General features: G+C 59.8%; 22 protein-coding genes. 12 read left to right on the forward strand and 10 right to left on the reverse strand.

The window, feature by feature from the left end:
* Nucleotides 1-810, reverse strand: a complete 810-nt coding sequence (locus L2D14_18335) for a VacJ family lipoprotein (protein WNJ99804.1) — start codon at nt 808-810, stop codon at nt 1-3.
* A 356-nt stretch (nt 811-1166) separates the two neighbouring features.
* Between L2D14_18335 and L2D14_18340 the strand changes: the two genes are divergently transcribed.
* The 4 genes from L2D14_18340 (at nt 1167) to L2D14_18355 (ending at nt 7182) form a co-directional block, all read left to right on the forward strand.
* Nucleotides 1167-2114 (forward strand): metalloregulator ArsR/SmtB family transcription factor, encoded by a 948-nt coding sequence (locus tag L2D14_18340; GenBank protein ID WNJ99805.1) that lies wholly within the window; start codon nt 1167-1169, stop codon nt 2112-2114.
* A 77-nt stretch (nt 2115-2191) separates the two neighbouring features.
* Entirely contained in the window at nt 2192-3070 is an 879-nt protein-coding gene (gene metF / locus L2D14_18345; GenBank protein WNK01707.1) for a methylenetetrahydrofolate reductase, read from the forward strand.
* A 32-nt stretch (nt 3071-3102) separates the two neighbouring features.
* A complete protein-coding gene (metH, locus tag L2D14_18350; GenBank protein WNJ99806.1) occupies nt 3103-6888 on the forward strand; it encodes a methionine synthase in 3786 nt (1261 codons plus the stop codon).
* Between the two features lie 135 nt (nt 6889-7023).
* Nucleotides 7024-7182, forward strand: coding sequence for a hypothetical protein (locus tag L2D14_18355; protein ID WNJ99807.1), 159 nt, complete (start codon nt 7024-7026; stop codon nt 7180-7182).
* On the opposite strand, the gene L2D14_18360 is transcribed toward L2D14_18355, so the two are convergent.
* The 3 genes from L2D14_18360 to L2D14_18370 all read right to left on the reverse strand — a co-directional run bounded on the left by L2D14_18360 (nt 7179) and on the right by L2D14_18370 (nt 8377).
* Nucleotides 7179-7646: a hypothetical protein gene (locus L2D14_18360; GenBank protein WNJ99808.1), complete on the reverse strand. Its 468-nt coding sequence runs from the start codon at nt 7644-7646 to the stop codon at nt 7179-7181. The two genes, L2D14_18355 and L2D14_18360, sit on opposite strands and share 4 nt — an antisense overlap.
* A 44-nt stretch (nt 7647-7690) precedes the next feature.
* Complete coding sequence (locus L2D14_18365) at nt 7691-7906, reverse strand: hypothetical protein (protein WNJ99809.1); 216 nt, start codon at nt 7904-7906, stop codon at nt 7691-7693.
* Between the two features lie 90 nt (nt 7907-7996).
* On the reverse strand, nt 7997-8377 hold the full coding sequence (locus L2D14_18370) for a hypothetical protein (protein WNJ99810.1): 381 nt from the start codon (nt 8375-8377) through the stop codon (nt 7997-7999).
* Between the two features lie 111 nt (nt 8378-8488).
* On the opposite strand from L2D14_18370, the gene L2D14_18375 reads away from it, so the two are divergent.
* Nucleotides 8489-11230 (forward strand): ATP-dependent DNA helicase, encoded by a 2742-nt coding sequence (locus L2D14_18375; protein ID WNJ99811.1) that lies wholly within the window; start codon nt 8489-8491, stop codon nt 11228-11230.
* Here L2D14_18375 and L2D14_18380 read toward each other — a convergent pair.
* Both L2D14_18380 and L2D14_18385 read right to left on the reverse strand, forming a co-directional pair.
* Complete coding sequence (locus L2D14_18380; GenBank protein WNJ99812.1) at nt 11227-11502, reverse strand: hypothetical protein; 276 nt, start codon at nt 11500-11502, stop codon at nt 11227-11229. The two genes, L2D14_18375 and L2D14_18380, sit on opposite strands and share 4 nt — an antisense overlap.
* Nucleotides 11503-11512: 10 nt before the next feature.
* Nucleotides 11513-12457 (reverse strand): AEC family transporter, encoded by a 945-nt coding sequence (locus L2D14_18385; GenBank protein WNJ99813.1) that lies wholly within the window; start codon nt 12455-12457, stop codon nt 11513-11515.
* Between L2D14_18385 and L2D14_18390 the strand changes: the two genes are divergently transcribed.
* The 5 genes from L2D14_18390 to L2D14_18410 all read left to right on the forward strand — a co-directional run bounded on the left by L2D14_18390 (nt 12456) and on the right by L2D14_18410 (nt 17414).
* A complete protein-coding gene (locus L2D14_18390) occupies nt 12456-13457 on the forward strand; it encodes an NAD(P)-dependent oxidoreductase (protein WNJ99814.1) in 1002 nt (333 codons plus the stop codon). The genes L2D14_18385 and L2D14_18390 overlap by 2 nt on opposite strands.
* Nucleotides 13458-13723: 266 nt before the next feature.
* Nucleotides 13724-15283 (forward strand): hypothetical protein, encoded by a 1560-nt coding sequence (locus L2D14_18395; protein ID WNJ99815.1) that lies wholly within the window; start codon nt 13724-13726, stop codon nt 15281-15283.
* The gene (locus L2D14_18400) at nt 15280-16065 is read left to right on the forward strand and encodes a hypothetical protein (GenBank protein WNJ99816.1); all 786 of its coding nucleotides are present in this window, start codon (nt 15280-15282) and stop codon (nt 16063-16065) included. Before L2D14_18395 ends, L2D14_18400 begins: the two co-directional genes overlap by 4 nt.
* Nucleotides 16066-16232: 167 nt before the next feature.
* Nucleotides 16233-16907, forward strand: a complete 675-nt coding sequence (locus tag L2D14_18405; GenBank protein WNJ99817.1) for a hypothetical protein — start codon at nt 16233-16235, stop codon at nt 16905-16907.
* Nucleotides 16908-16988: 81 nt separating this feature from the next.
* Nucleotides 16989-17414: a hypothetical protein gene (locus L2D14_18410; protein WNJ99818.1), complete on the forward strand. Its 426-nt coding sequence runs from the start codon at nt 16989-16991 to the stop codon at nt 17412-17414.
* Between the two features lie 15 nt (nt 17415-17429).
* Here L2D14_18410 and L2D14_18415 read toward each other — a convergent pair whose 3' ends face one another.
* Complete coding sequence (locus L2D14_18415) at nt 17430-18149, reverse strand: tetratricopeptide repeat protein (protein ID WNJ99819.1); 720 nt, start codon at nt 18147-18149, stop codon at nt 17430-17432.
* Nucleotides 18150-18265: 116 nt separating this feature from the next.
* Between L2D14_18415 and L2D14_18420 the strand changes: the two genes are divergently transcribed.
* Complete coding sequence (locus tag L2D14_18420) at nt 18266-19345, forward strand: hypothetical protein (GenBank protein WNJ99820.1); 1080 nt, start codon at nt 18266-18268, stop codon at nt 19343-19345.
* Here the strand turns inward: L2D14_18420 and L2D14_18425 are convergent.
* A complete protein-coding gene (locus L2D14_18425; protein WNJ99821.1) occupies nt 19342-20034 on the reverse strand; it encodes a hypothetical protein in 693 nt (230 codons plus the stop codon). The two genes, L2D14_18420 and L2D14_18425, sit on opposite strands and share 4 nt — an antisense overlap.
* Nucleotides 20035-20227: 193 nt before the next feature.
* On the opposite strand from L2D14_18425, the gene L2D14_18430 reads away from it, so the two are divergent.
* Entirely contained in the window at nt 20228-21739 is a 1512-nt protein-coding gene (locus L2D14_18430; protein ID WNJ99822.1) for a radical SAM protein, read from the forward strand.
* Nucleotides 21740-21742: 3 nt separating this feature from the next.
* Here the strand turns inward: L2D14_18430 and L2D14_18435 are convergent, their stop codons facing one another.
* Together L2D14_18435 and groL are read right to left on the reverse strand one after the other, a co-directional pair.
* A complete protein-coding gene (locus tag L2D14_18435; GenBank protein ID WNJ99823.1) occupies nt 21743-23626 on the reverse strand; it encodes a hypothetical protein in 1884 nt (627 codons plus the stop codon).
* Between the two features lie 158 nt (nt 23627-23784).
* A complete protein-coding gene (gene groL, locus L2D14_18440; protein WNJ99824.1) occupies nt 23785-25446 on the reverse strand; it encodes a chaperonin GroEL in 1662 nt (553 codons plus the stop codon).
* Between the last annotated feature and the right edge of the window lies 1 nt (nt 25447).

Raw genomic sequence — 25447 nt, forward strand, 5'->3', positions numbered from 1 at the left:
TCACGGCTTTCCTGAAAGCTCTTTGTTGTCGGCGCTGTCTGCAAGATCAGGGAAATCAGACGGCGCTGAAGATACATCAGCTCCCGCTGCGTTGCCATTGCTAATCGCATCGTCGCGCGCTTGCCGGTAAAGGCTTCTGCTCGCAGCATAAAGATCGATTGCGTTCTTTTCCAGATCGTCTGTGAATTCCAGCAATCCGGCGCGCGCATGCAGTGCAGCCACGCCTGTGCGGGCATAGGTCAGTTCCTCGCGGCCGGTATTGGCGGTCCAGGCGTTAAACGGATCGACCAGAAAATCGACGATACGCCCTATCGCATCACGAGGATTTGATGGCCCCAGAACCGGCAGGATCACATAAGGTCCCGGCGCCGAGCCCCAGATCGCCAGGGTTTGCCCGAAATCCTCGTCATGTTTTTTGAGGCCGATTTCGTGGGCAAAATCGTTCAGACCGGCGATCCCGAACGTTGAGTTGAGGGAAAATCGCATCAACGTCGTCATCGCCCGCTTCATCTCGCCCTGCAGGAGATCGTTTACAAAAATCACCGGCGCGCGGAGATTGTCGATAGCCGCGCCGATGCGCTGGCGGACCCAAAGCGGCACCGCATCGCGGTACGCCCGTGCCGCCGGCTGGAACAGGGCCTTGTCGAGGCCCTTGTTGAAAGCGAACACGGAGCGGTTCAGCGGCTCAAATGGATCGTTTTCCGCCACATATTCCTTATAGGCTTCCGTATCGGTCTTCGCAGGCGGCGTTGCGCAGCCGGAAACGTAGAATAAACCTATAAACAGCAGATATATGCAGGGTCGTCGCATCACTGGGACTTTCGCCGGGTGGCCCTAATCAGCCCCTGCGTTGATCCCGGGACCGGCTTTTCACCGGTTTCCCTGGGTGTCAATTCCGCCCCGCTCATCCAGCGTTTCCGCCGTGCCGTCAGCAATGCCCGCCAAGCAAGGGCATCTACCCGTTTTCTCTGATAAACGCGTCCCACATCCACCTCGTCTTGTCACCGTTTCGCCGCTCAAGCGGCAACCCGAGCTGAGACTAGCGCCAGGATGGTTAACGATTGGTATCCGAAAGAATGAGGTAAACATGCCAATTTTCTATTGACATAAAGATATGTTTATATGTTTTATTCATTATTGATCTAAGGATGCCCATGAACCAGACCGTGCAACTTCTCAAAGCCCTCGCCGAACCGACACGGTTACGCATCGTCGCGCTGTGCCGCGCCGGCGGCGACCTTGCCGTCAGCGAGTTCGTGCGTATCCTCGGGCAGAGCCAGCCGCGCGTCTCGCGGCATCTGAAGCTACTGACCGAAGCCGGTGCGCTGGCACGAATTCCTGAAGGCAGTTGGGTATTCTACCGTATCAACGATGCCGGGCCGTCCCTGGGCGTCGTCAATGCCCTGATCGACAACATTCCCGAAGACGACATCACCTTTCAGCGCGACCGCGAGCGACTGGCCGCCGTCAAACGCGAACACGCCGAGGCGGCCGAGGCCTTTTTCAGCGCAAATGCCCGTGTCTGGGGTGAAATCCGCGACATGCATATCGATCAGAAAGAGGTCAACAAGGCCCTCGAACGCCTGTTCGGCGACCAGCCCAGAACCGCATTACTGGACATCGGCACCGGCACCGGCGACATGCTTTCCCTGTTCGCCCGGCGGATCGAACGCGGCGAGGGGATCGACATGTCGCGGGACATGCTCGCCGTGGCGCGGGCAACGCTGGAAGCCGAAGGCCTGTCGCATTGCCGTGTACGGCAGGGCGATCTGTATTCCCTGCCCTACGAGGGCGGCGAATTCGATACCGTCCTGATCCATCAGGTTCTGCATTATGTCGATGACGTAACCGCCGCCATTATCGAAGCCGCCCGCATGCTGTCACCGGGCGGGCGATTGCTGATCGCCGATTTCGCACCCCATGAAGTCGAGGAACTGCGCAGCAGTTATCAGCACCGCCGCCTCGGTTTTGCAGATTTCGATTTCGACAGCGCTTTCGCCGACGCGGGATTGAAACTGGACAGTATCGAGCATCTCAAGGGCGACCCCCTGACCGTCGTTATCTGGTCCGCCCACAAGGCGCACAGCAACACCGAAAAGGTTGCCGCACAATGATTCACCGTATCGACAAGGACGCGGCAAAGCCGGGTATCATGAACGTTTCACGCAGCGGCCGTCCGCCGTCACCGGCGATGATGATCGCGGCGCCGATGCCGGACGACGTTTCCGTCTCGTTCGAATTCTTCCCGCCGAAAACCGATGCAGCGGCGGAAACATTGTGGCAGGCCATCAAGCGCCTTGAGCCTTTGGGGCCTTCTTATGTATCCGTGACGTACGGTGCCGGCGGCACCACACGCGAGCGAACCCATGCCACCGTGACGCGCATTGCCGATGAAACCACCATGGCACCGGCCGCGCACCTGACTTGCGTCGGCGCCACCCGTGAAGAGGTCGACGAGGTTGCCAAATCGTATTGGGACGCAGGCGTCCGTCATATCGTCGCTCTGCGCGGCGACGCCGCCGCCGGCAGCGACAGCTACACGCCGCATCCGGGTGGCTATGCCTATGCGTCCGATCTGGTCAGCGGACTGAAAAAGGTCGCCGATTTCGAGATTTCTGTCGCCGCCTATCCGGAAACGCATCCCGAAGCCCTCAGCCCCGAAGCCGACCTCGACAATCTGAAGCGCAAGATCGATGCCGGTGCGACCCGCGCCATTACGCAGTTCTTCTTTGACCCCGATGTGTTCCTTCGTTTTCTCGACCGCGCCCGCTCGGCCGGCATCGCCATCCCGATCGTACCGGGCATCATCCCGGTCACGAATTTCCAGCAAACCGCGAAGTTCGCGGGCATGTGCGGCACCTATGTGCCGGACTGGATGCACGGCCTTTTCGACGGTCTGGACGAGGACCCCGAAACCCGCAAGCTCGTCGCCGCCGGCGTCTGTGCCGAGCAGTGCCGCGTCCTGCACGCCAACGGCATCAACGAGTTTCATTTCTACACCATGAACCGAGCCGATCTCTGCTATGCGATCTGTCACATCATGGGTGTCCGCAAGCCACTCGCCGCCTGACCGCAAAATAATAATAAACTGAAAGAAGCGATATGACCTGTTCCCACCCACACCACAACGTCCGTCTGGCAGCGCCTGTGGCGCATCGTATGGACGCCACGCCGACATCTCCGACGAACATGCCCGCCGTCCCGGCCGATGATCGCAGCAAGGAAATCAGACGGCTTCTTGAGAACCGCATTCTGGTGCTAGACGGCGCCATGGGCACGATGATTCAGTCCCATACCTTACACGAAAACGATTTCCGCGGACCGCGTTTCATCGACTGGCCAAGCGATCTGCAGGGCAACAACGACCTGCTGACCTTGACGCGTCCCGACGTCATCCGCGATATTCACCTGGGTTTTCTGCGTGCCGGCGCGGACATACTCGCCACCAACACGTTTAACGCCAACCGCATCTCGCAGGCCGATTACGGCATGGAGACGCTGTCGTATGAGCTGAACTATTTCGGCGCCTGCCTGGCCCGCGAAGCCGCAGATCAGGTAACCTCGGAAACGCCCGAACGCCCCCGTTTCGTCGCCGGCGCCCTGGGCCCGACCAACCGAACGGCGTCAATCTCGCCGGACGTCAACGACCCCGGTTACCGCAACGTCGACTTCGACCAGCTGGTCGGCATTTATGCCGAGGCGATCCGCGGTTTGACCGATGGTGGCGTCGACATCCTTTTGGTGGAAACGGTCTTCGACACGCTCAACGCCAAAGCCGCGATCTATGCCATCCTCAAGCATTTCGAAGAACATGGCCGCCGCTGGCCGGTCATGATATCCGGCACCATCACCGATGCATCGGGCCGCACGCTTTCCGGCCAGACCCCGGAAGCGTTCTGGCAGTCGGTCCGCCACGTCGATCCGCTCGCCATCGGATTTAACTGCGCGCTCGGCGTCGAGGAAATGCGCCCGCACATCAAGGCCGTCTCCGACATTGCCGATACGTTCGTCAGCGTCTATCCGAATGCCGGCCTGCCGAATGCCTTCGGCGGATACGACGATACGCCCGAACACATGGCCGAGCATCTGGGCGAGTTCGCCCGCTCAGGCCTGGTCAACATCGTCGGCGGCTGTTGCGGCACCACCCCGGATCATATCGAGGCGATCCGGACCGCCATTCAACATTATGAGCCCCGCACACTGCCGCAGCACGATCACACCATGTGCCTGTCGGGGCTGGAGCAGTTGCGTCTCGACGACGTTACCGGATTCGTCAACATCGGCGAGCGCACCAATGTCGCAGGTTCGATAAAATTCGCCGACCTTATTCGCGACGGTAAGTTTGCGGAAGCCGTCGACATCGCCCGTCAGCAGGTTATGAACGGCGCGCAGATCATCGACATCAACATGGACGATGCCATGCTCGACGGCGAAGAAGCGATGAGCACCTTCGTCAAGCTGATCGGTTCCGAACCCGATATCGCCCGCGTACCGGTAATGGTCGACAGTTCGAAGTGGGAAATCGTCGTTGCCGGGCTGAAATGCCTGCAGGGACGGTCGATCGTCAACTCGATCAGCCTCAAAGAAGGCGAAGCGGAGATGATCGAACGCGCGCTCGAAGCCAAACGCTTCGGCGCCGCCGTCGTGGTCATGGCCTTCGACGAAGACGGACAAGCGGACAGTTATGACCGCATGATCGAAATCTGCAAACGCAGCTACGCGGTGCTGACCGAAAAGGCCGGTTTTGCGCCGGAAGATATTGTCTTCGATCCGAATATTTTCCCGATCGCGACCGGCATCAAGGAGCACGACAATTTTTCTAAGGATTACATTCACGCCGTCGAAACGATCAAGAAAGAGCTGCCGCACGTAAAAACGTCCGGCGGTTTGTCGAACATGTCGTTTTCATTCCGCGGCAACAATGGCGTCCGCGAAGCCATGCATTCGGTGTTCCTCTATCATGCGACGCGTGCCGGGCTGGATATGGCGATTGTCAACGCCGGGCAGTTGGCCCTTTACGAAGACATTCCCGAAGACCTCCGCAACCGCGTCGAGGATGTGGTTCTGAACCGCCGCGAGGACGCCGCCGAAAGGCTTCTCGAAGTTGCCGATCAGGCGAAATCCGGCGCCAAGGCACGCGCCGAGGATCTGTCTTGGCGCGAGGAAAACGTTACCAGACGCCTCGAACACGCCCTCGTGCACGGCATCACCGAATACATCGTCGCGGATACCGAGGAGGCACGGCTGGAATCGGCGAAACCCCTCGACGTCATCGAGGGGCCGTTGATGGACGGCATGAACGTTGTCGGTGATCTGTTCGGGTCCGGGCGTATGTTTCTGCCGCAGGTCGTCAAATCTGCCCGCGTCATGAAGCAGGCGGTCGCACATCTCGAACCTTATCTGGAAGCCGACAAGAAGGCCGGCGAGACCAAAGGCAAGATCGTCATGGCCACTGTCAAAGGCGACGTGCACGACATCGGCAAGAATATCGTCGGCGTGGTACTGCAGTGTAACGGCTATGAAGTCATCGACCTTGGCGTCATGGTGCCGTACACGAAAATCATCGAAACAGCGCATCAAGAAAAGGCCGATATGATCGGACTGTCCGGCCTGATCACGCCGAGCCTCGAGGAAATGTGCACGGTGGCCCGCGAGATGCAGCGGGCAGGCCTAAAAATTCCGCTCTTGATCGGCGGCGCGACCACATCCAAGGCGCACACGGCGGTCAAGGTCACGCCGAATTACGAAAACCCCGTCATCCATGTTCTCGATGCTTCACGCGCGGTGGGCATTGCCAGCCGTTTGCTGAGCGATACCCGCAAAGACGCACTGGTCGAGGAAGTGGCACAGGAATATGAAGCGATCCGCGCCAAGCACGGCGGTCAGGACAGCGCGCGCAACATCATCGACATCGAAGACGCCCGCGCCAACCCGTTCCGCATCGACTGGGAAACCACGACACCCCCGGCACCGACTTTCACCGGCGTGAAGACGTTCGACGCTTATGATATTGGCGAACTTGTCGAACGAATCGACTGGACGCCTTTTTTCCGGACTTGGGATCTGTCTGGCACCTATCCGCGCATCATGGACGATGACATCATCGGCGAGGCGGCACGCGCCCTGAAGGCCGATGCGGACGAGATGATAAACACAATCGTCAGGGAAAAACGGCTCGAAGCCTACGCCGTGATCGGTTTCTGGCCGGCCAATGCGGTTGGCGACGATATCGAGGTTTATGGCCTCGACGGTGAAAATGCGCCGATTGCCACCATACACTGCCTGCGCCAGCAAATGCCGAAATCAGGCAAGCGCGCGAACATGTGCCTCGCCGATTTCGTCGCACCCAAGGAAACCGGCATCAAGGACTGGGTCGGGGCCTTTGCCGTGACCGCCGGAATTGGAGCCGACGCCTGGGCCAAGTCATTCGAGGACGCCGGTGACGATTATTCGGCGATCATGGTCAAGGCGTTGGCCGACAGGTTCGCCGAAGCCTTTGCCGAGCATATGCACGAACGCGTGCGCAAGGAATTCTGGGGCTATGCCGCCGACGAGCAACTGGATAACGACGCCCTGATCAAGGAAAGCTATGACGGCATCCGGCCCGCCCCCGGTTATCCGGCCTGCCCGGACCACACGGAAAAAGCCGCCCTCTTCGAATTGCTGAAGGCGCAGGAAAACGCCGGGATCGAACTGACGGAAAGTTTCGCCATGATGCCGGCGGCGGCGGTCTCGGGATACTATTTCTCGAATCCGGCAAGTGCATACTTCGGCATCGGCCGCATCGGCCCCGATCAGGTCGCCGATTATGCGAACCGGAAGGGCATGTCGCTTGAGGAAGCCGAACGCTGGCTGGCGCCAAACCTGGGCTATACGCCGAAGGTATAAGCGCCCTGCTCATCTGCCGCCTCACCGGTCAGTTATCCCACAACCGCCGCGTCATCCCAGCCTGCGTGGAGATGACAATTGTTTGACCGGCGCTGCATTGTTCAACAATCTGCTGAAGCCATATATATTGTCACCATGCGTATCCTTATCGCCCTGATCGTACCCGTCTTGCTGCTCACGGCCTGCGAAAGCAGCGACGGCAAACGCTCAAGCCTGGAAACGTTCTTCATGAACCTGGGGCAGATCGCCTACGATAGTGCCAGGGAATCCGTGCGGCCCGAAAAACCGAATTAAACACCGGGGGTTTCACCGCTGTCGGCGATTTTTGCGGCCCGTATGCGACGCTCCAGTTCCCTGCGTTCAAGATCGCGCCGGTCTTCTTCGCGGCGCTCCGCGCCGTCCCATCCCGGCACGTCGGCAGGGTCGGCCTGCATCCGGCGCCGCTCGGCGGTGCGGCGTTCGCGTTCGCGTCTTTCATCCTGACGCCGTTCATGATCGGCAAGGGCCTGCTCATCCATCGGCCAGAAATTGTCGATGGCATCGACCTCCCAGGCGGCATCCTGAATACGCCGTTCTTCATGGCGGCGCTCCTGGGCTGCGCGCCTGTCCTCCTGGCGGCGCTCCTGTCCGTCCCAGCCCAACACATCGGCCGCCGACTTAATCTCACGCCGGCGGTCGGGCTGGTCACGGCGGTCATCGCCACGGCGATCAGCATCGCTGCGTGCACCGGCATTCGGTTTGTCAGGATTAACGGCCATTACCGGAGTGTAACAGCTTCAGGTTGCCGCCGCGAAGGCTGAAATCAGTTCTCGGAAATCCGGCGGTAATAGTCGGGATCGAGCAGAACGCTTTCCGCCAATGTCCGCATACGGCTGTAATAGCCTTCCTGCACGACCTGGAAGTGCGGCATCGGGGCAACGGAACTGCCCCGTCCGGCTACGATCCAGACGGTTTTGGGGTCATCGGTCTTCACGAATTTGTCGCCGACCTCGATACCGCTTTTGTTTCTTCTGAGCACCGTCTTTTCTCTCCGTAACGGACAACATCGACAAACCTATCGATACGCTTTAGCTGGGCGAGTTTCAAGAAACTTAAATGCAGAATTCGATCACGACTTCTTGCGGGCGGCACGCTTCCCTGAGGTCCCAGATTTAGCCTTGGCCGGCGTTTTTTTACGTGCCGGAGCGGCTTTGGCTGCGCCCTTGCTCTTGCTCTGGCGGTCACCTTGGCCCGTCGCCTTGATCATCCCGTTGGCTTCCATCTGGGCAATCACACTGCGCATCTGTGCATAAAGCTGCACAAACCCCCGCACCGGCATTGCCAGGTGCCCTGAAACCACGGCCTCCGGGTTTTTCGGATCGCCGCCGGAGCGCTCGCTCGCCAACGATATCCTGGCAACATTGCCGCGGAGCGAGACACTCGCGGGCCGGTCCGCATAAATTTCCGGTGCGCTCGGGTTGTTGACGATTTTCGGTTTTTTATCCGCCATGACACACACTCCTCGATAATTTGGCAGATTATGCCCGTAACCTCGAAAGAACACCAAAAGAATACGACGCCGGGTGGGACAGGTCCCTGTCGCCCCCTTATACTCCGCGCCATGAATGACGAGCCCCTGACAACCCACGCCGGATTCGAGGATGCCCCCGCGCTTGTGGCCGGTTCCAGGCACGCGCTATGGCTGAGCCGTGACGGCGAAATCGAAACCTTGAGCCATCGCGCAACCCATGACCGGCTGCGCGCGGGTGTCATGCCGCTTGTCTGCCATCGCCGCCTGACGGCCTCTGCCGTCCGGGCCGGGGCCTTTCAAGCCTATGATATTCTTGAACTTTTTGCCTTCGTGCGGCCGGCCGTCTTTTGCTTGCCGACACCGGGCGGCGTCGCCCAGGCGCTTGATCTGGCACTCCCCGACGGGCCCGAGCAGACCGCGGCGATGCTGTTCACGGCGGCCGATATGCTGCTCGACGACCTGCATGAAGCGTCCCCCGAAGCCCGCGACATCGCCTGGAACATGACCCGCGCCGGCTGGCCATGGGGGGCGGCGGTGCTGGCCCGATTCGGCGGTTCCGATTCGCCGCATTCCTCGGCGCTCAGGGGGGCGATGCAGGTGTGGCGGCGGCTGCCCGACTGGGAAGACCGGCCACGCGAACTGCCGCCCGGAAATCTCGGCGTTGCGGCGGCGGAAACCCGGACCCGGCTCGGCATGTTATTGGGCCGCACCTCGGAACGCAGACCGCAACAGCAGCGCTACGCCGAGACCGTGACCGCCGCCTTTCAGCCCCGCAACAACGAAGATGAGCCCCATGTCGTTATCGCCGAAGCCGGCACCGGTATTGGCAAGACGCTCGGCTACGTCGCGCCGGCGAGCCTGTGGGCAGAACACAACGAAGCGCCGGTCTGGATCGCCACCTATACCCGTAATCTGCAGCGCCAGCTTGATACCGAACTGGACCGGCTATATCCGGATCAACAACTAAAACGTGAGCGAATCGTCGTCCGCAAGGGGCGCGAGAACTATATGTGTCTGCTCAACTACGAAGAGACACTGGGCCGCGCCGCGCTGGCACAGGGCCCCGACAGCATAGCGCTCGGCCTGATCGCCCGCTGGATTCGCACGACCCGCGACGGCGACATGGTCGGCGGCGATTTCCCGTCATGGCTGACGCACCTTTACGGGCGTGAAGTGACGACGGACCTGACCGACACCCGGGGCGAGTGCATCTATTCCGCCTGCCCGCACTATGGAAAATGCTTTATCGAGCATACCCAGCGGCGCGCGCGGCATGCCGATCTGGTGGTCGCCAACCATGCGCTGGTGCTGATCAACGCGGCGATGGCGACGGACAGCGAAAGCCGCCCGCTACGCTATGTCTTCGACGAGGCGCACCATCTGTTCAATGCCGCCGACAGTGCTTTTTCGGCGCACTTGTCGGGCATGGAAACCGCCGAACTCAGGCGCTGGCTGATCGGTGCCGAAGGCGGCAGCCGGTCCCGCTCGCGCGGCCTCAAGGCCCGGGTCGAAGAACTGATTTCCGGCAACGACGCCGCGGAAAGAGCTCTGGACGAGGCGCTGCACGGTGCGCGTGCCCTGGCCGGTCCCGGCTGGCACCAGCGCATCACCGACGCCCGCCCCGATGGCCCGACGGAAAAGTTTCTGGCGCTGGTGCGCCACCAGGTCTATGCCCGCGCCGGCGACGCCGACGGGCCGTATGATCTGGAAGCCGCACCGCACCCGGCGGTCGACGGGCTGGGCGAAGCCGCGCTGGCGCTCAGGGACGATCTGGGCGATATCCAGCGCCCGCTGGTCGAACTGATGACGGCACTGCACAGGACTCTCGCCGACGAGGCCGACTCTTTGGAAACCCAGACCCGCACGAAGATAGAAAGCGTCACCGCGTCGCTGGAACGCCGCGCCGTCGGGCAGTTGACGGCATGGCGGGCGATGCTTGAGGCCGTCGCCCACGAAACCCCGGAAGCGTTCGTCGACTGGTTCGGTATCCAACGCATCGCCGGGCGCGATCTGGACATCGGCTTTCATCGTCACTGGGTCGACCCGACCAAGCCGCTGGCGGAAGCCGTTTACAAACCGGCACACGGCATCGTCATCACGTCGGCGACACTGACCGACAAGACCGGCGATCCGGACAACGATTGGCAGGCCGCCGAAATCAGGACCGGTACCCGGCATCTCGGCGTCCGGCCGATCCTTGCCAGCGAGGCCTCGCCATTCGATCACGAAAAGCATTTGAAGGTACTCGTCGTCGGCGACGTCCGGAAGAACGACATGGAACAAACGGCGGCGGCGTATCGCGAGCTGTTCAAGGCATCGGAGGGAGGCGGGCTCGGCCTGTTCACGGCGATCTCGCGGCTGCGCGCGGTCGAGCAGCGCATCCGCGAACCGCTGGAGGATCACGGCATCCAGCTTCTGGCGCAACACGTCGACCCGCTGGATACGGGGACGCTGGTGGATATCTTCCGGGCCGAGGAGCATGCCTGCCTGCTCGGCACCGACGCGGTCCGCGACGGCGTCGACGTACCGGGGCGCTCGCTGAGACTGCTGATATTTGACCGCGTGCCGTGGCCGCGCCCGGACCTGCTGCACAAGGCGCGCCGCAAGGCCTTCGGCGGCAAGATCTATGACGAGATGCTGACCCGGCTCAAGCTTTCACAGGCGGTTGGCCGTCTGCTGCGCCGGGCATCGGACAGGGGGGTTTTCGTGATGCTGGACCGGCAGTTGCCGTCACGCCTCGAAACCGCGTTCCCGCCGAACGTCACCGTCGAGCGCGTCGGTATGAAGGACGCCATCGACATCACGCGGACGTTCCTGAACGAGAAGGATTAGCCGCGCGACAGCCCGAACAGGCGCACGAACAGCCCGCCCGCGAACAGCGCCGCCGCGACCCACAGCAGCGCCGGGTTATACACCGGCACATCGACGAACAGGCCCGCCGGCGTCTTCAGCGCACACAGATCGGCGGTCCAGTAAAAGCATTCGCGCGCCATCTGGAATTTGTCGCCGAGCACTTCGTGAAAGAACGCGATCCACCAGGCGGTGGCGACGGCAAACGCCGCCACGGAACAGGCGATCAGAAGATTTCCGGTTTTGACGATCATGGCATCCTCATTATTGCGAAACCTGCATCACCGGCGAGACGAACAGCACCGACAGGGTGATCACCGCCAGCAGCGTCGAAAACAGGATCGCCGCCGAGGTCCGCTGCACATAGACGTTGTAGTTCTGCGCCACGACGAAGCACAGCGCGCCCGCCGGCAGCGCCGCCATCAAAATCCCGACGGCCCGCCACAGCGGCTCCATATCGAAGACATACATAAAGAACACCCAGGTAATCGCCGGATGGATCAGCAGCTTGAACACGCTGAGCGCGCTGATCTCGGGAAAGCCATAGAACAGCGGCTTGCCGACCATGAACAGGCCGATCGAAAACAGCGCCGACGGCCCGGCCGCCGGGGCCAGGATGGAGCAGAACGTCTCAACGGAAGCCGGCAGCGGAATGCCGGTGAACGACCAGCCGATCCCCGCCAGCGACGAGATCATCAGCGGATTGCGGCCCAGGGACTTGGTCACTTCCCATGCCGCCTTGGCACCCTTTTCGCCGCGCAGGTCGGCTTCGATCAGCACCGCATAGAACGGGATCATGACGATCGTCTGGAACACGGTGGCGACGATGGCGGGCAGCGCACCTGCCTCGCCGAAGGCGACGATGCACAACGGAATGCCCATGTAGCCGGTGTTGCCGAAGATCGACACCATGCCGAACATCGACTGTTCGGCAAGCCGCGTTCTGAAGACGAACCGCGCGAAGAGAATCCCCATCACCGTGGTGATGATGCTGCCCGCGGCAAAGGCGCCCAGAAACGGCCAGTTGAAAATCTGCGCCGGAACGACGCGGGCCATGGAAAAGAACAGCAACACCGGCAAGGCCACGAAATAAACGAACTTGTTGAGCGCTTCCGAACTGGCCGGTCCGAGCACGCCGAAGCGCCCGCAGGCGTATCCCGTCAGGATAATCGCGAACACCGGCAAAACGACGTTGAAGATCGGTTCCATGAAGCTCCCTGGAATACGAACGGCACCCCGCCCCTTGAAGCGGACTCCCCCGATATCTAAGCTCCCGGGCCGGGCTTCACAAGCCGCACATTCACCGCTGAGGAGACAAACAGCCATGAGCACGCTTCAAGGACAAAGGATCGGCTTCATCGGTCTCGGGCTTATGGGCAAGCCGATGGCCCGCAATCTTGCCCGCGCGGGGGCGGAAATGTCGGTGCATAACCGCTCTCAGGCGTCCGTCGACGAACTGGTGGCCGAGGGCATGCACCGGGGCGGCACGCCCGCCGCGCTCGCCGAAACCTGCGCTATCGTGATCTGCATGCTGACCGACACCCCCGCCGTCGAGAAGGTGATGCTCGATGCGACGGACGGCATCGTCGCCGGGCTGACACCGGGCACGCTGGTGATCGATATGAGCACGACCAAGGTCCCCGCCACCCGCACCTTCGCAAAGGCCGTTGAAGACAAGGGCGGGCAGTACGTCGACGCCCCGGTGTCCGGCGGCACCATCGGCGCCGAGGGCGGCACGCTGACGATCATGGCCGGCGGCAGCGATGAAGCGTTCACCCGCGCCCGTCCCGTGCTTGAGGTGCTGGGACAGAAAATCACCCACGTCGGCGATGTCGGTGCGGGACAGGTCGCCAAGGCCGCCAATCAGGTTATCGTCGGCCTCAACATCGGTGCCGTCGCCGAGGCGCTGACGCTGGCGAAGCACGCCGGGGTCGACCCGGCCAGGGTCCGCGAAGCCCTTTCCGGCGGGTTCGCCGACTCCCGCGTTCTCGACGTACACGGCCAGCGCATGGTCGACGACACCTTCACCCCCGGCGCGCGGGCCACCGTGCAGCGCAAGGACATGGACCAGGCGCTGGAGCTTGCCAGTGAACTGGGCATCGCGTTGCCCGCCACCGCGCTCAGCCGCGATCTGTACGACAAGCTGATCGCCAACGGCGGCGGCGATCTCGACCATGCAGCGCTGATCAAGGCGATCGATCCGGACTGATTGCCCACCATGCGCGCCTGAAAGGACGTGATCGCCGATGCGTCCTCCCTTTGCGCAAAACACACAGAAGCCAATAAAACCGGCACCCTTTTAACGGGAAATTTTCTTGACTTAACGTCTAATATTTTTTAAAGTCGCTTCAAGTCCCGGGGACAAGTGTGTCTTTTCCCCGGGACTTTTTTGTTTTCCAACGACCACAACGACGCGAGCGCGCCCGGATTTTCCGGACGCGCTTTTTTCATGTCCGAACACAAAGGAGATTTCACATGGGCAGTTTCACCGCAACCACACCTCCCGCCAAAGGGGCAAGCACCGCCACCGGCAACGGGGCAAGTACCACCGCCGCCACGTCACATGCCGACCAGATACAGGGCGCACCGGCAGCACCGCTGCCGGCACCCGCCGCCCCTGTGGTCCCGGCATATACGCACGCGGATCAAATACAAGGTGCGGTCCCGCTGGAGGACGGCACCCTCTCCGGCGGACACCGCGAAGCGATCTCCTGGCCCGATCCGTCCGCCTCGCCGTGGCTGAATCCGCCCACGGCACCACTCAACGCTCTCGATCCCTTCGGCGGCCGCGGCACACAGCGGGATGGCGCATCCGCCGCCACGCCGCAACTGCCGCCCCCGCCGCCCTTGCCGGAACGACCCGCGCCAACACCCCGAGCAACACCGGGATTGGCCGGACGCACGGCAACGTCCGGGCAAACGCCGGTCTATGCGCCGAACGAGGCCGAGGGCGGCGGCAACAGCGCCGCAAGCGCCGCCTATGTGCAGCGCAAGAACGCCGACGCCGCCAAGATCGCCCGCACCGAAGCGCAGGTCGAACGGCGCCACGACGAGGCCCGCGAGAAGCAGCGCCGTGCCGAACGGAAAGCCGGTGAACGTGCCGCCCGCTGGCATGCCGAGGAAATGGCGGACGCGCAGAAGGACGCCACCCGCCGCCGCGAGCAGCTGGCCAAAACCGTTGCCACCAGAGTCCGTCAGTTGATGGAGCCGCAAGGCCATCCGGGGCTGTCCGACGATGCCGGGATCGCGCGTGCGGCGCGGCACGCCGACCTTTCCACCGAGGCCGCCGCCTCGAACGAGCGTCAGGTCTCAGCCTTGGGCCGGATCAGGGGTGTCGGCGACCTGCCGACGTATACCGCCGACGCCGCCGAGAACTATGGCGAGCAAGGTGTCCACGAGGTCGCCGATCTGATCCACCGCACGGCGAAGGCCGATCCCGATCAAGGCAAGGCGCTGCTCGAGCAGACCACGGCGCGCATCTCCGCCGCCAAGGCCGACCGCCTCAAGGCCACCGTCGCGAGCCTGGGCCTTGATGACGAGCCAGGGGCGGAAAGTGGTTCGAGTAATGAGCTTCAGGCTCAAAGCCAGCCGAACGGATCAGAATCAAAGAGGCCTCCTGAGGAAAAGGAAAATAACAAGGAAGAGGAAATCGAATGGAACGAGAAACCATCCGAACAGGTCTACGACGGGCGGAACGAGTTCAATGTCGATGGGCCGATAAAAATTGATCCGAGTTCAGTTACTCTCGGACTTGATGGATTAAAATATGAAGTCGATTGGTACACCCTCGACAAAAACGGAAACGTCGTACCTGAATGGAGGTCAAACGATTTTAAGCCTAAGGAAGGGACTGCTTCATCAATCTATGGATATAGTGGCAAGTCCGAAACTTACCATCCGCCCATTCCAAGTAAGCACGGTTATCGGGTCATCATTCGAGTCCCTCCCCAACACTCTTACAACGGAAATTCGACGGGTATACATCTCAATGTGTACTCGCCAAAAGGGACTCGCATGAATAAAATATCTAAATGATTGATCGGGTACGGGAATTCTTTGGCAAGCATCGGTGGCGGGCAATCATTTCACTCGCCACCATTGCTACAGTCAGCGCCACTATCTTTATTGCGCCGCCTAACGAGGTTGATCCAAACGACCTAAAACTGGCCGCGAATGTCCACTTCGCCTTTCGCTTTTATCCAAAGTACAACTACGCGGACTGTGTATTCGAAGCACGCATTAGAGATAAGCGCGATGCCAAGACCCAGGACAAGATTAGGATATCCCACATTTTCAAACAGTACATTCTCGCAAACGAACCCGAAACGGGGGCATTCGGTTTTAGTATTGGCGCAGGGTCCGCAGAGCGCATTGCCAAGTTCGAGTTTTGGGACAAATGCGACGAGGCCCCCGACATTATCGAGAGAGGGTTGCAGGCTGCTCAACGAGTTGCGCGATTTGAGTATTCACTCGTCAACGACCCTAAAATTCAGCAAGCAAGCCCCGATGAATTACCAGGGGTCTGGCTGGATAGTGCAGATTATGATCCTGAGTATTGGGCATTACGGAAAGATGTGACGAATTCATGCAACCCTGCGGACTGGCTCAAACTTGCGCGCGTCGAACTCACCAAAAACGAACTCGGTTTTATCCACCTAAGCTATCTTCACGCTTCATATGCCAGCCGCCTCGACACATCGAACACGGAAGCGCAGGCATTCTTATCCAAAATGTCAGATCGCGTAACTGAACCAAACAAGATTCTAGCTGAGAAAATCGTTCCCCGCGCGATTGAAGAATCTTCCTGCGGCAATTAATCCTTCTCCGAAAAATTTGCTTATCCTGAATTGCAATCAGGATAGGCCTGATCCACCGCACGGCGAAGGCCGATCCCGAACAGGGCAAGGCACTGCTCGAGCAGACCACGGCGCGCATCTCCGCCGCCAAGGCAGCGCGGCTCAAGCAAACCGTCGCGAGCCTGGGCATGGATGACGGCACAAAAATTGCCGGAGGGCGCGGCGACGCGACCCTGACCGGGGGCGCGGGTGATGATCGGGTATCACAACCCAACCCCGATAATAGGGGGCTATCACCCATCCAAGGTGACACGCCCCTTAGAGACAGTCATCAAGCTGTTATCGATGAATTACGTGAAGCGCTGGACAGTAATAAAAGAATGGCCGCCGATCAGGAGCGAGCATTACGCGACGGCATCGAAAACGCATTCGGGTACGATGAAGACTTGCGTGCGAACGCACATGCATTGATTGGCGCGGCGCGTTCCCCTGTTCCAAATGCGGACGATCTAATCGAACAGTCACGCGCAAGCGGGCCGAAGAATCGAAAGGACCTGCTCCATGACATGGAACAATTGTTGAAAGATCCGCACCGATTGAAGGCTCACCGGGACCTTGAGAAATACTACAAGGAGACCACTCAGGAAGACCGTGACAGCCGGGCAAAAGCGCGTGAACCGTATCGTGAAAGCATTGAATCAGGTATCAATGATTTTGTAGAGGCGGCAAGCAAGCTCGATACGGCACTTGGGGAACTCAAGACCTTCGGTCCCGCCGCTGAAAAAGGTGATGTAAATGCTCAGGCACTGGTTGCACGAGCACATGCCTCGGCGGCACAGTTTGCAAAAACGGTCCGCAATTAGGCAGAGCTTATACGTAATGCATCTATCGAATATCAACGTATACCAGCTAATCCACACCCGGAAATTGATCGCCGTGGTGCGATGCGTGACGAACTGACGGAAACCAAAACACGCAGATTAAAGGATGCAGCGTCAACAGCAGGGGCAGCTGCTGTGGGGGTTGGTGCAACTCTTGTCGCACCGGAGGGACTTGCCGCCCGCACCGCGCTCGGGGCTGCCGCCGCACTGCCGTCAGCTTCTGTTGCGTACATGCAAGGCTTTCGTGAGGAATCACGCGACGCCATAAGCAAGGCCGGTGTCGATGTCACGAATACCGAAGAGATGGAGCGTCTGGCACAGGACAAACCTGAAATTTTCAGAGATGTAGCAGACCGGGCATTGCAACGCGGTCTGGCCAATCTGGCCGGATCGCTGAGCGGCAATCTAAGCGCTGAAAAACTCGGTGAACTGATGGGGCTTGGGGTTGATCTGGCAACGGAGAGAGTATTACAGCGACCTAATGATTAACGTTATAAGTAATGGCTAATCGCAGGAGTGGTTTGCAAGCCACTCCTGCATTCCCTTCTGTCCAAGAATCTTCTCACTCTCTATTGTATATTTATCTAAAGCATTGATTGCTGAAGTGGCATATTGATAGCCATAACGTTCAGCTATAAACAGCCACTGGTAGGCGAGTGGAAAACTTTGTTCGGGCGTGTAGGTTTGAGCGTAAAGGGCCCCCAAGGAAAATTGTGCAAAAACATTACAATGTGATGCTGCATATTTATAAAGCTCAAAGGCTTTGTATTGATTTCTCTCAACGCCCTCGCCTAAGTCATACAAAACGCCAAGGTTCTGCATTCCAGACAGATGATATTGCAAAGAGGCTTTGGCCCAATACAACGCAGCTATACTTGAATCTTCGGGCACCCCTTCTCCACGGCGGTACAGCCGCCCGATCCGGAACTGCGCTTCGGCGTTGCCGGCTTCGGCGAGGGGCAGCCAGATGTCATAGGCCTTCTTGAAGTCACCCGCTTGATAAGCCGCGAAGCCTTCCTTGACGCGCAGATCATCGGCCCCAGGCTGGGTGTCGTCATACGTCGCCTTGAAGCGCTTCGTCGTCTGCTCTTTTGCAGGCGGCGCGGTCTCCAACGGCGTACCCGTCGGACCATCGGCGAGTGCCACACCAAAAGTCCCGGCGATCAGCACCGCCGCCAATAGAACGCCCAAAACTCTCGATCCGATCCGTCGCATAGCCATCATTCTACCCTCCCGCGTATCCGCCGCCAATGTTATGAGCGATATGCAAGGACCGGCGGGTTTTTTCCACCCACCGCCGCGAGCAGCTGGCCAAAACCGTTGCCACCCGGGTCCGTCAGTTGATGGAGCCGCAAGGCCATCCGGGGCTGTCCGACGATGCCGGGATCGCGCGTGCGGCGCGGCACGCCGACCTTTCCGCCGAGGCTGCCGCCTCGAATGACCGTCAGGTCTCAGCCTTGGGCCGGATCAGGGGTGTCGGCGATCTGCCGACGTATACCGCCGACGCCGCCGAGAACTATGGCGATCAAGGTGTCCACGAGGTCGCCGATCTGATTCACCGCACGGCGAAGGCCGATCCCGAACAGGGCAAGGCGCTGCTTGAGCAGACCACGGCGCGCATCTCCGCCGCCAAGGCAGCGCGGCTCAAGCAAACCGTCGCGAGCCTGGGCATGGATGACGGCACAAAAATTGCCGGAGGGCGCGGCGACGCGACCCTGACCGGGGGCGCGGCAGACGATGACAACACCGACTGGGACGAAGGCCTGTCTCCTTATGATCGCAACAAGCGGATGTTCCCCGGCTCTGAGGACGAGGACAAACCCAACACGCTCGAATACTTGAAGCGACAAGTCACTGATACCAACGCCTCGGTGACCCGCGACGTGCCGCCTTACAAGGCAGGCGATGTGCCCCCGCCGACGGCCAAGGGCAAGGCCAATTTCTACGTCCATCATCTGGACCTCGACCCAAAGTTGGCCGAGCGCATTAAGCCCGACGACATCGAAACGCTGCGCCTTCTGGAGCGCTTTCGGCAACTGGACGGTGACGGCACGAAAGCGCTGGAAAAGCGCCTTGGCGATCTGCGCGAACGCGATCCGCAACTGTTCAATGCGCTGAATGGCAAACGGGCTGTTGCACTTGCCAACCCGGGCCTTGAGTTGTGGTCCATGTCAGACAAGGAGCTTGAAGAGGCAACGGCAAGATTGCAGCAAACAAAGGGAGCAACTTCGGCAGCAAAGCTCTCAGGCGCAGCAGGCGCCACACTGAAAAATGCCATAAAAGGACGTTACCCGGATTTGACGTCAACGGGTGCCGACGTCCTCAAGGCGGCAGGGCTCGTGCCTTCCGATATCGAGAAGGCACTTAGGCTGTATGAGGCGGAACTGAACAGACGGCGAGACTGGAACGATCAGCGTTAGCGAAACGATTCGACAAGATGTTGAAATAGCGTTGGGTCGCTGCAAAAGCGGACCGGGACGAAAATATTCACGATGCCCGTTAGGAACGGAATATTGGGCATTTCGATATATTTTCCTGCTTCCTGGTCCGCCGGCGTCCAATCCGGATACTTTGCATCAAGACGCGCCATGTCACTCTCGGACAGTCTGCCCTTAAAATAGATATCGATTGTCGACTGAGCGGGCGCATAGCCCTGTTCGAGCGCATGTCTTGCCCATAAATATCCAGCATTAACGCTGCGGAATCCACCGAATCCATATATTAGGTCTTCGGCCACTTCTTTTTGAGACTTTAAATCACCATTCTGCCCTGCCTTCTCATACCAGTCGAAGGCGCGGCAATGATCGACGTGCAGCGGCGGCATCCCCCGGTCATAGAAATCGGCGAGAAGCGCCTGCGCCTCCACCTCGCCCTTCATCGCTCGTTGCGCAGTGAAGCGGATGACCGTTTCCCAATCACCGGCACCGGATGCGGCCATGGCCTGCTCGTCCGTCACCACGGGCGTCATGTAGGTTTCGACGTCCGGGTTCAGGTTTACCTCGGTGAACAGCACCATGTAGACGAGCAACAGCCCGGCGAACACCTTCCAGCGTCGGCGAAGCGCCTTCAAAACCCCGCGCAATCTTTCCCAGTCGATCATGTCCCGCATACTACCCTCCCGCGTATCCGCCGCCAATCATATGAGCGATATGCAAGGACCGGCGGGTTTTATGCCGCGTGGACCGCACCGGGTGTCCGGACCATAAACCCTTGAGACATTAGGGGTTTAAACAACCAGTTATGGCCATCGCCGGTTTTTTCAGGTACTAGGGATCACTCCAAACGTCTATACTCAGGTCGCAATGAAAATCTGTCTGATCCGCCCCTCCATCGTTGTCCCCGCCGGCAATCAGGTCGCTATGTTCACCCCGCCGCTGGGACTGGCTTACATCGCCGGGACACTCCGCGACGGCGGGTTCGATGTGCAGGTCATCGACGGCGTCGGTGAAGCGCTGGATCGCCGCCATCCGGTCGAAAACGACTGCTACATGTACGGCCTGACGCCGGAGGAAACCGTCGCGCAGATCGACGACGACGCGAAGATCATCGGCGTCGCCTTCGGTTTCTCGTTCGAATGGCCGGCGTGCCGCGATCTGACCAAGCTGGTCCGCGCACGGTTCCCAGATGCCTTGCTGATCGGCGGCGGCGAGCACGTCACCGCGGTCCCCGAGCAAAGCCTGCTCGAAAGTGCCCTCGACATCGGTATTCTCGGCGAGGGCGAGGAAACCGCGCTGATCGTCTGCAAGGCGTTCGAGGCCGGGACGCTCAATCCATCCGAAATCGCCGGGGCGGCGTATATCGACGGCGACGGCAACGCCATCGTCAACGAACGCCGGGCGCGCAAACGCGAGCTGGACGAAATCCCGCTGCCGGCATGGGACCTGATGCCGATCGGCAATTATATGGACCGGGGCTACGGCTTCGGCATCGACCGCGGCCGCTCAATGCCGGTACTGGCCAGCCGAGGCTGTCCGTATCAGTGCACGTTCTGTTCCAACCCGGCGATGTGGACGACGCGCTGGGTGGCGCGCGATCCGGACCTGTTGCTCGACGAAATGCAGATGTATCAGGAAAAGTACGGCGCGCAGAATTTCGATTTCTACGACCTGACGGCCATCGTCAAAAAGGCCTGGATCGTCGATTTCTGCAAAAAGATCGAAGAGCGCGGCATGAAGTTCACCTGGCAGTTGCCGAGCGGCACGCGCTCGGAAGCCATCGACGACGAGGTCGCGGCGTGGCTCTATAAATCCGGTTGCCGCAACCTGTCGTATTCGCCGGAAAGCGGCTCGCCGACGGTGCTCGAACGCATCAAGAAAAAGATCAAGACCGAGTCGGTTCTGGAATCCATCAGTTCCAGCTACCATCAGGGTATGAGCCTGAAGACCAATATCATGCTGGGCTTCCCAGGCGAGACCATGAAGGAAGTGCGCGAGACATATGCCTTCATCGCCAAAATGGCCATCGCAGGCGCCGATGACATCGCGGTATGGGCGTTTTCACCTTACCCGGGATCGGAGTTATTCCAGCAGATCAACGCATCGGGGCGGCTGAAACTCGACGACGCCTATTACGACAGCCTGCGGTCCTATGCCGACACGACGCGCACCGTTTCGTACAGCGAGAACTTCAGCGATGCGCAATTGAAAAGGCTGCGCTGGATCGGCGTTGCGATTTTTTATCTGACGTCGTGGGTGGCGCGACCGATCCGGCCGTTCAAGATCATCTGGCACGTCTTCACCGGCAAGCACGAAACCCGTTCGGAAATGGCGCTCGCCAATATCCTCAGACGCTTCAAGATGAGCGCAGGGAACTAAGTCCTAGCGGCCTGCCCAGTGGCCATCCGATCGCGGCCACTTCTTGACGATTTCCCATTTACCCGGCGCATCGCCGGTTTTCCTGAGCAGGTATGAAAACCCTTTCTCCGGCAGTTTCGTCCCAAGCACTTCATTAACGACCGGCTTTATGGAATGCACCAGTACATACGTCGGCTTCATCTTCTCGACCACCTGGGTAATGGCCGGTACCGAAAAATCGTGGTACGCCGCGAAGTATCCCAAAAATTCATTCCGCCGCTCTGCCAGCGCATAAAGCGTCAGAACACCTGATTCGCCTGTTCCGTTGGGGTCGAGGATCAAAAGCCGTCCACCGACCTGCATCAAATCTGGAAGTTCGCGCCCGACGGAACGGTAAAACGGCTTCGGGTGCTCCAGATCGAAACGCAGTTTTTCGGCAAAAATGAAGGGCGCCAGGAAAACAATGCAGAACAATACCTTGAGCACGGCTCCATGCAGTTGCCTGCCCGACATGTACTTACGCCACAGGGTTCCGGCCCCGTACGCCCCGAAGATGACGGCCATCAGTCCAAGATGGTGATTGTAGCGCCAGTAGGATGCGACCCTTAAAGCGTCATTCGCGCCGAACTGGGCGACGAAAATCAGATACAGAAATGCGTTATAGCCCAGGAAAGAAAAACCGATCAGCATCGCCAACCGGTCAAAACTGCCACGTACGCGATAGAACGCTATGCACGCAAACACCACGGCGACGCCCATCAGACCGAAATAGGCACTTTTTTTGCCGGCTACCACAAACATCTGTTTCAGGATCGGCCACAGAATATGCGTGTTCCAGGCATCAAAAGGTTGAAACAGGGCCTCGGCGTCATGCGGCAGGTTTACGGAAACGTGATACCGCCAGACCCCGTAAATCAGAACGGCCGGCAATACCATGCGCGGCAGCAATTTGACGAATGGGCCAATCGCCAGGCTGCGGTCGCGCAACACGACAAGGCATGCGCCGCCCAACAGCATCACGACGAGCACGAGATTGGACTGCTTGATATTGATCAGCACCGCCATCGCCATGCCGAACTGCCAGGCGAGGCTTCGTGCCTTTTCGTCATCCTGGCGCGACAATGCGTCGAGTATGAAATAGGCCAACACTGTGCCAACACCGACGGCGACCGAGGTACTGGCATCGGCATATGTGGTCATGATGACTTTTTGTACGAATGTCGGATTGAGCAGGGTAGCCGCCAGAACGGCAAATAATGCGCCGGTCCAGGTCAGCTTGCCTGCGTCCGGCATCGGGTTTTCCGTAGCGTCGCACCACATGCGGACAGCGCCGACACCGAAAACCAGCAAGAGCAGAATATTCAAGGTCGAGCCCGCTGCTTCGATCAGTTGGCCGGCCAGCATGTCGGCCATATACACCAGAAAAAGCCAGGCATAGGGGTAACCTGGGAAATAACCGCCTGAAACTTCACGGCCAAACGGGAACTGGTGCGCATCATAAATATATCGAGTGGTCGGCAGCCAGTGCGAGAATTCGTCCCATTCAGAAGCCATCCGCGCAGATGCAATCAGTAACAGCGGCGCACCCAGTAGCAAGACGCGCCAAAAACCGCCCGGCCCGATACGGTGCTCACGGATCACGAACCATACCATCGCCCCGCCGCCGAAGGCGGCCAAGAGCCAGAACATATAGTTGAAAGGGATACGGAAGAATACGTTGCCGACCGTAAATACCAGGACCGCCAACGCCCAACCACCAAACAGATCGGCTTCCGCCAGGCCATTACCGCGGTAGATAACCCGTCCCATCGCCGCAAGTCCCGCCAGAACCGCAATGGTACCGAAAATAACCGGCACCTGGCCGCTACCGCCGATGAAATAACCGACATAGGTCGTAAAATCTGGCATTGCATTCCTGTAGATTTTATTGGATTGGCTCGATGCCTCCCGTATACGTCAGCCCCATCTCCGGGACAACCCCGGAGCCATAACAAGCCCAAGAAAAAGGGGCGCTCCGAAGAGCGCCCCTTGATCGCTTGGCCTTGTAAGGCGTCGGATAGCAGGACTTAGAAGCCCATGCCGCCCATACCGCCCATGCCACCCATGCCACCCATGTCGGGGGCACCGCCACCGGCGGCGCCCTTGGGTTCGGGCTTGTCGGCGACCATGGCTTCGGTCGTGATCAGCAGGGCTGCGACGGAAGCCGCGTCCTGCAGCGCCGTGCGGACAACCTTGGCCGGATCGATAACGCCCGACTTGATCAGGTTTTCGTACTTGTCCGTCTGCGCGTTGTAACCGAAGGCAACGTCCTTCTGGTCGAGCAGCTTGCCGGCCACGACGGCGCCATCGGCACCCGCGTTCTCGGCGATCTGACGCAACGGCGCCTGCAGCGCACGGCGGACGATGTTCACACCGACCGTCTGGTCGGCGTTTTCGCCTTCCAGTTTGGCCAGCGCCTTGGTCGCGTACAGAAGCGCCGTGCCGCCACCGGCAACAATGCCTTCTTCAACCGCTGCGCGGGTCGCATGCAGCGCGTCGTCGACGCGGTCTTTCTTTTCTTTCACTTCCATCTCGGAACCGCCACCGACACGGATCACGGCAACACCGCCGGCGAGTTTCGCCAGACGTTCCTGCAGCTTCTCACGGTCGTAATCGGAGGTGGTTTCTTCGATCTGTGCGCGGATCTGCGAGCAGCGGCCTTCTATGTCTTTCTTCTTGCCGGTGCCTTCGACGATCGTCGTTTCTTCCTTGGTGATCGTCACCTTCTTGGCGCGGCCCATCATCTCGATGGTCACGTTTTCAAGCTTGATGCCGATGTCTTCGGAGATCACCTGACCGTTCGTCAGAACGGCGATGTCTTCGAGCATCGCTTTGCGGCGGTCACCGAAGCCAGGTGCTTTGACGGCAGCAACCTTGAGGCCACCGCGCAGCTTGTTGACGACCAGGGTCGCCAGCGCTTCGCCTTCGATGTCCTCGGCGATGATCATCAGCGGACGGCCCGACTGCACCACGGCTTCCAGAACCGGCAGCAACGGCTGCAGGCTGGACAGCTTCTTCTCGTGGATCAGGATGTACGGATCGTCGAGATCGCAGGTCATCTTGTCGGCGTTGGTGACGAAGTACGGGCTGGTGTAGCCGCGGTCGAACTGCATGCCTTCGACGACGTCGAGTTCTGAGTGCAGCGACTTGGCTTCTTCGACCGTGATCACGCCTTCGTTGCCGACGCGTTCCATCGCAGATGCGATCATGTCGCCGACTTCGCGGTCACCGTTCGCCGAGATCGTGCCGACCTGGGCGATTTCCTGGTTGGTCGAAACCTTTTTGGCACGCTTCTTCACATCGGCAACCACCGAGGCCACGGCGAGATCGATGCCGCGCTTCAGGTCCATCGGGTTCATCCCGGCAGCAACCGCCTTCACGCCTTCACGGACGATCGACTGGGCGAGAACCGTCGCCGTCGTGGTGCCGTCACCGGCTTCGTCATTGGTGCGCGATGCGACTTCCTTGATCATCTGCGCGCCCATGTTTTCGAATTTGTCGGAAAGCTCGATTTCTTTCGCAACCGTCACACCGTCCTTGGTGATACGCGGTGCACCGAACGATTTGTCGAGGACGACGTTGCGGCCCTTCGGACCCAGCGTCACCTTGACCGCGTTGGCCAGCGTGTCCACGCCCTTAAGCAGGCGGTCACGCGCATCGGCGGAAAACTTAACTTCTTTGGCTGACATT

Source organism: Thalassospiraceae bacterium LMO-JJ14 (genome assembly GCA_021555105.2).
In the GTDB taxonomy this organism is placed as follows: Bacteria; Pseudomonadota; Alphaproteobacteria; order Rhodospirillales; family Casp-alpha2; genus UBA4479.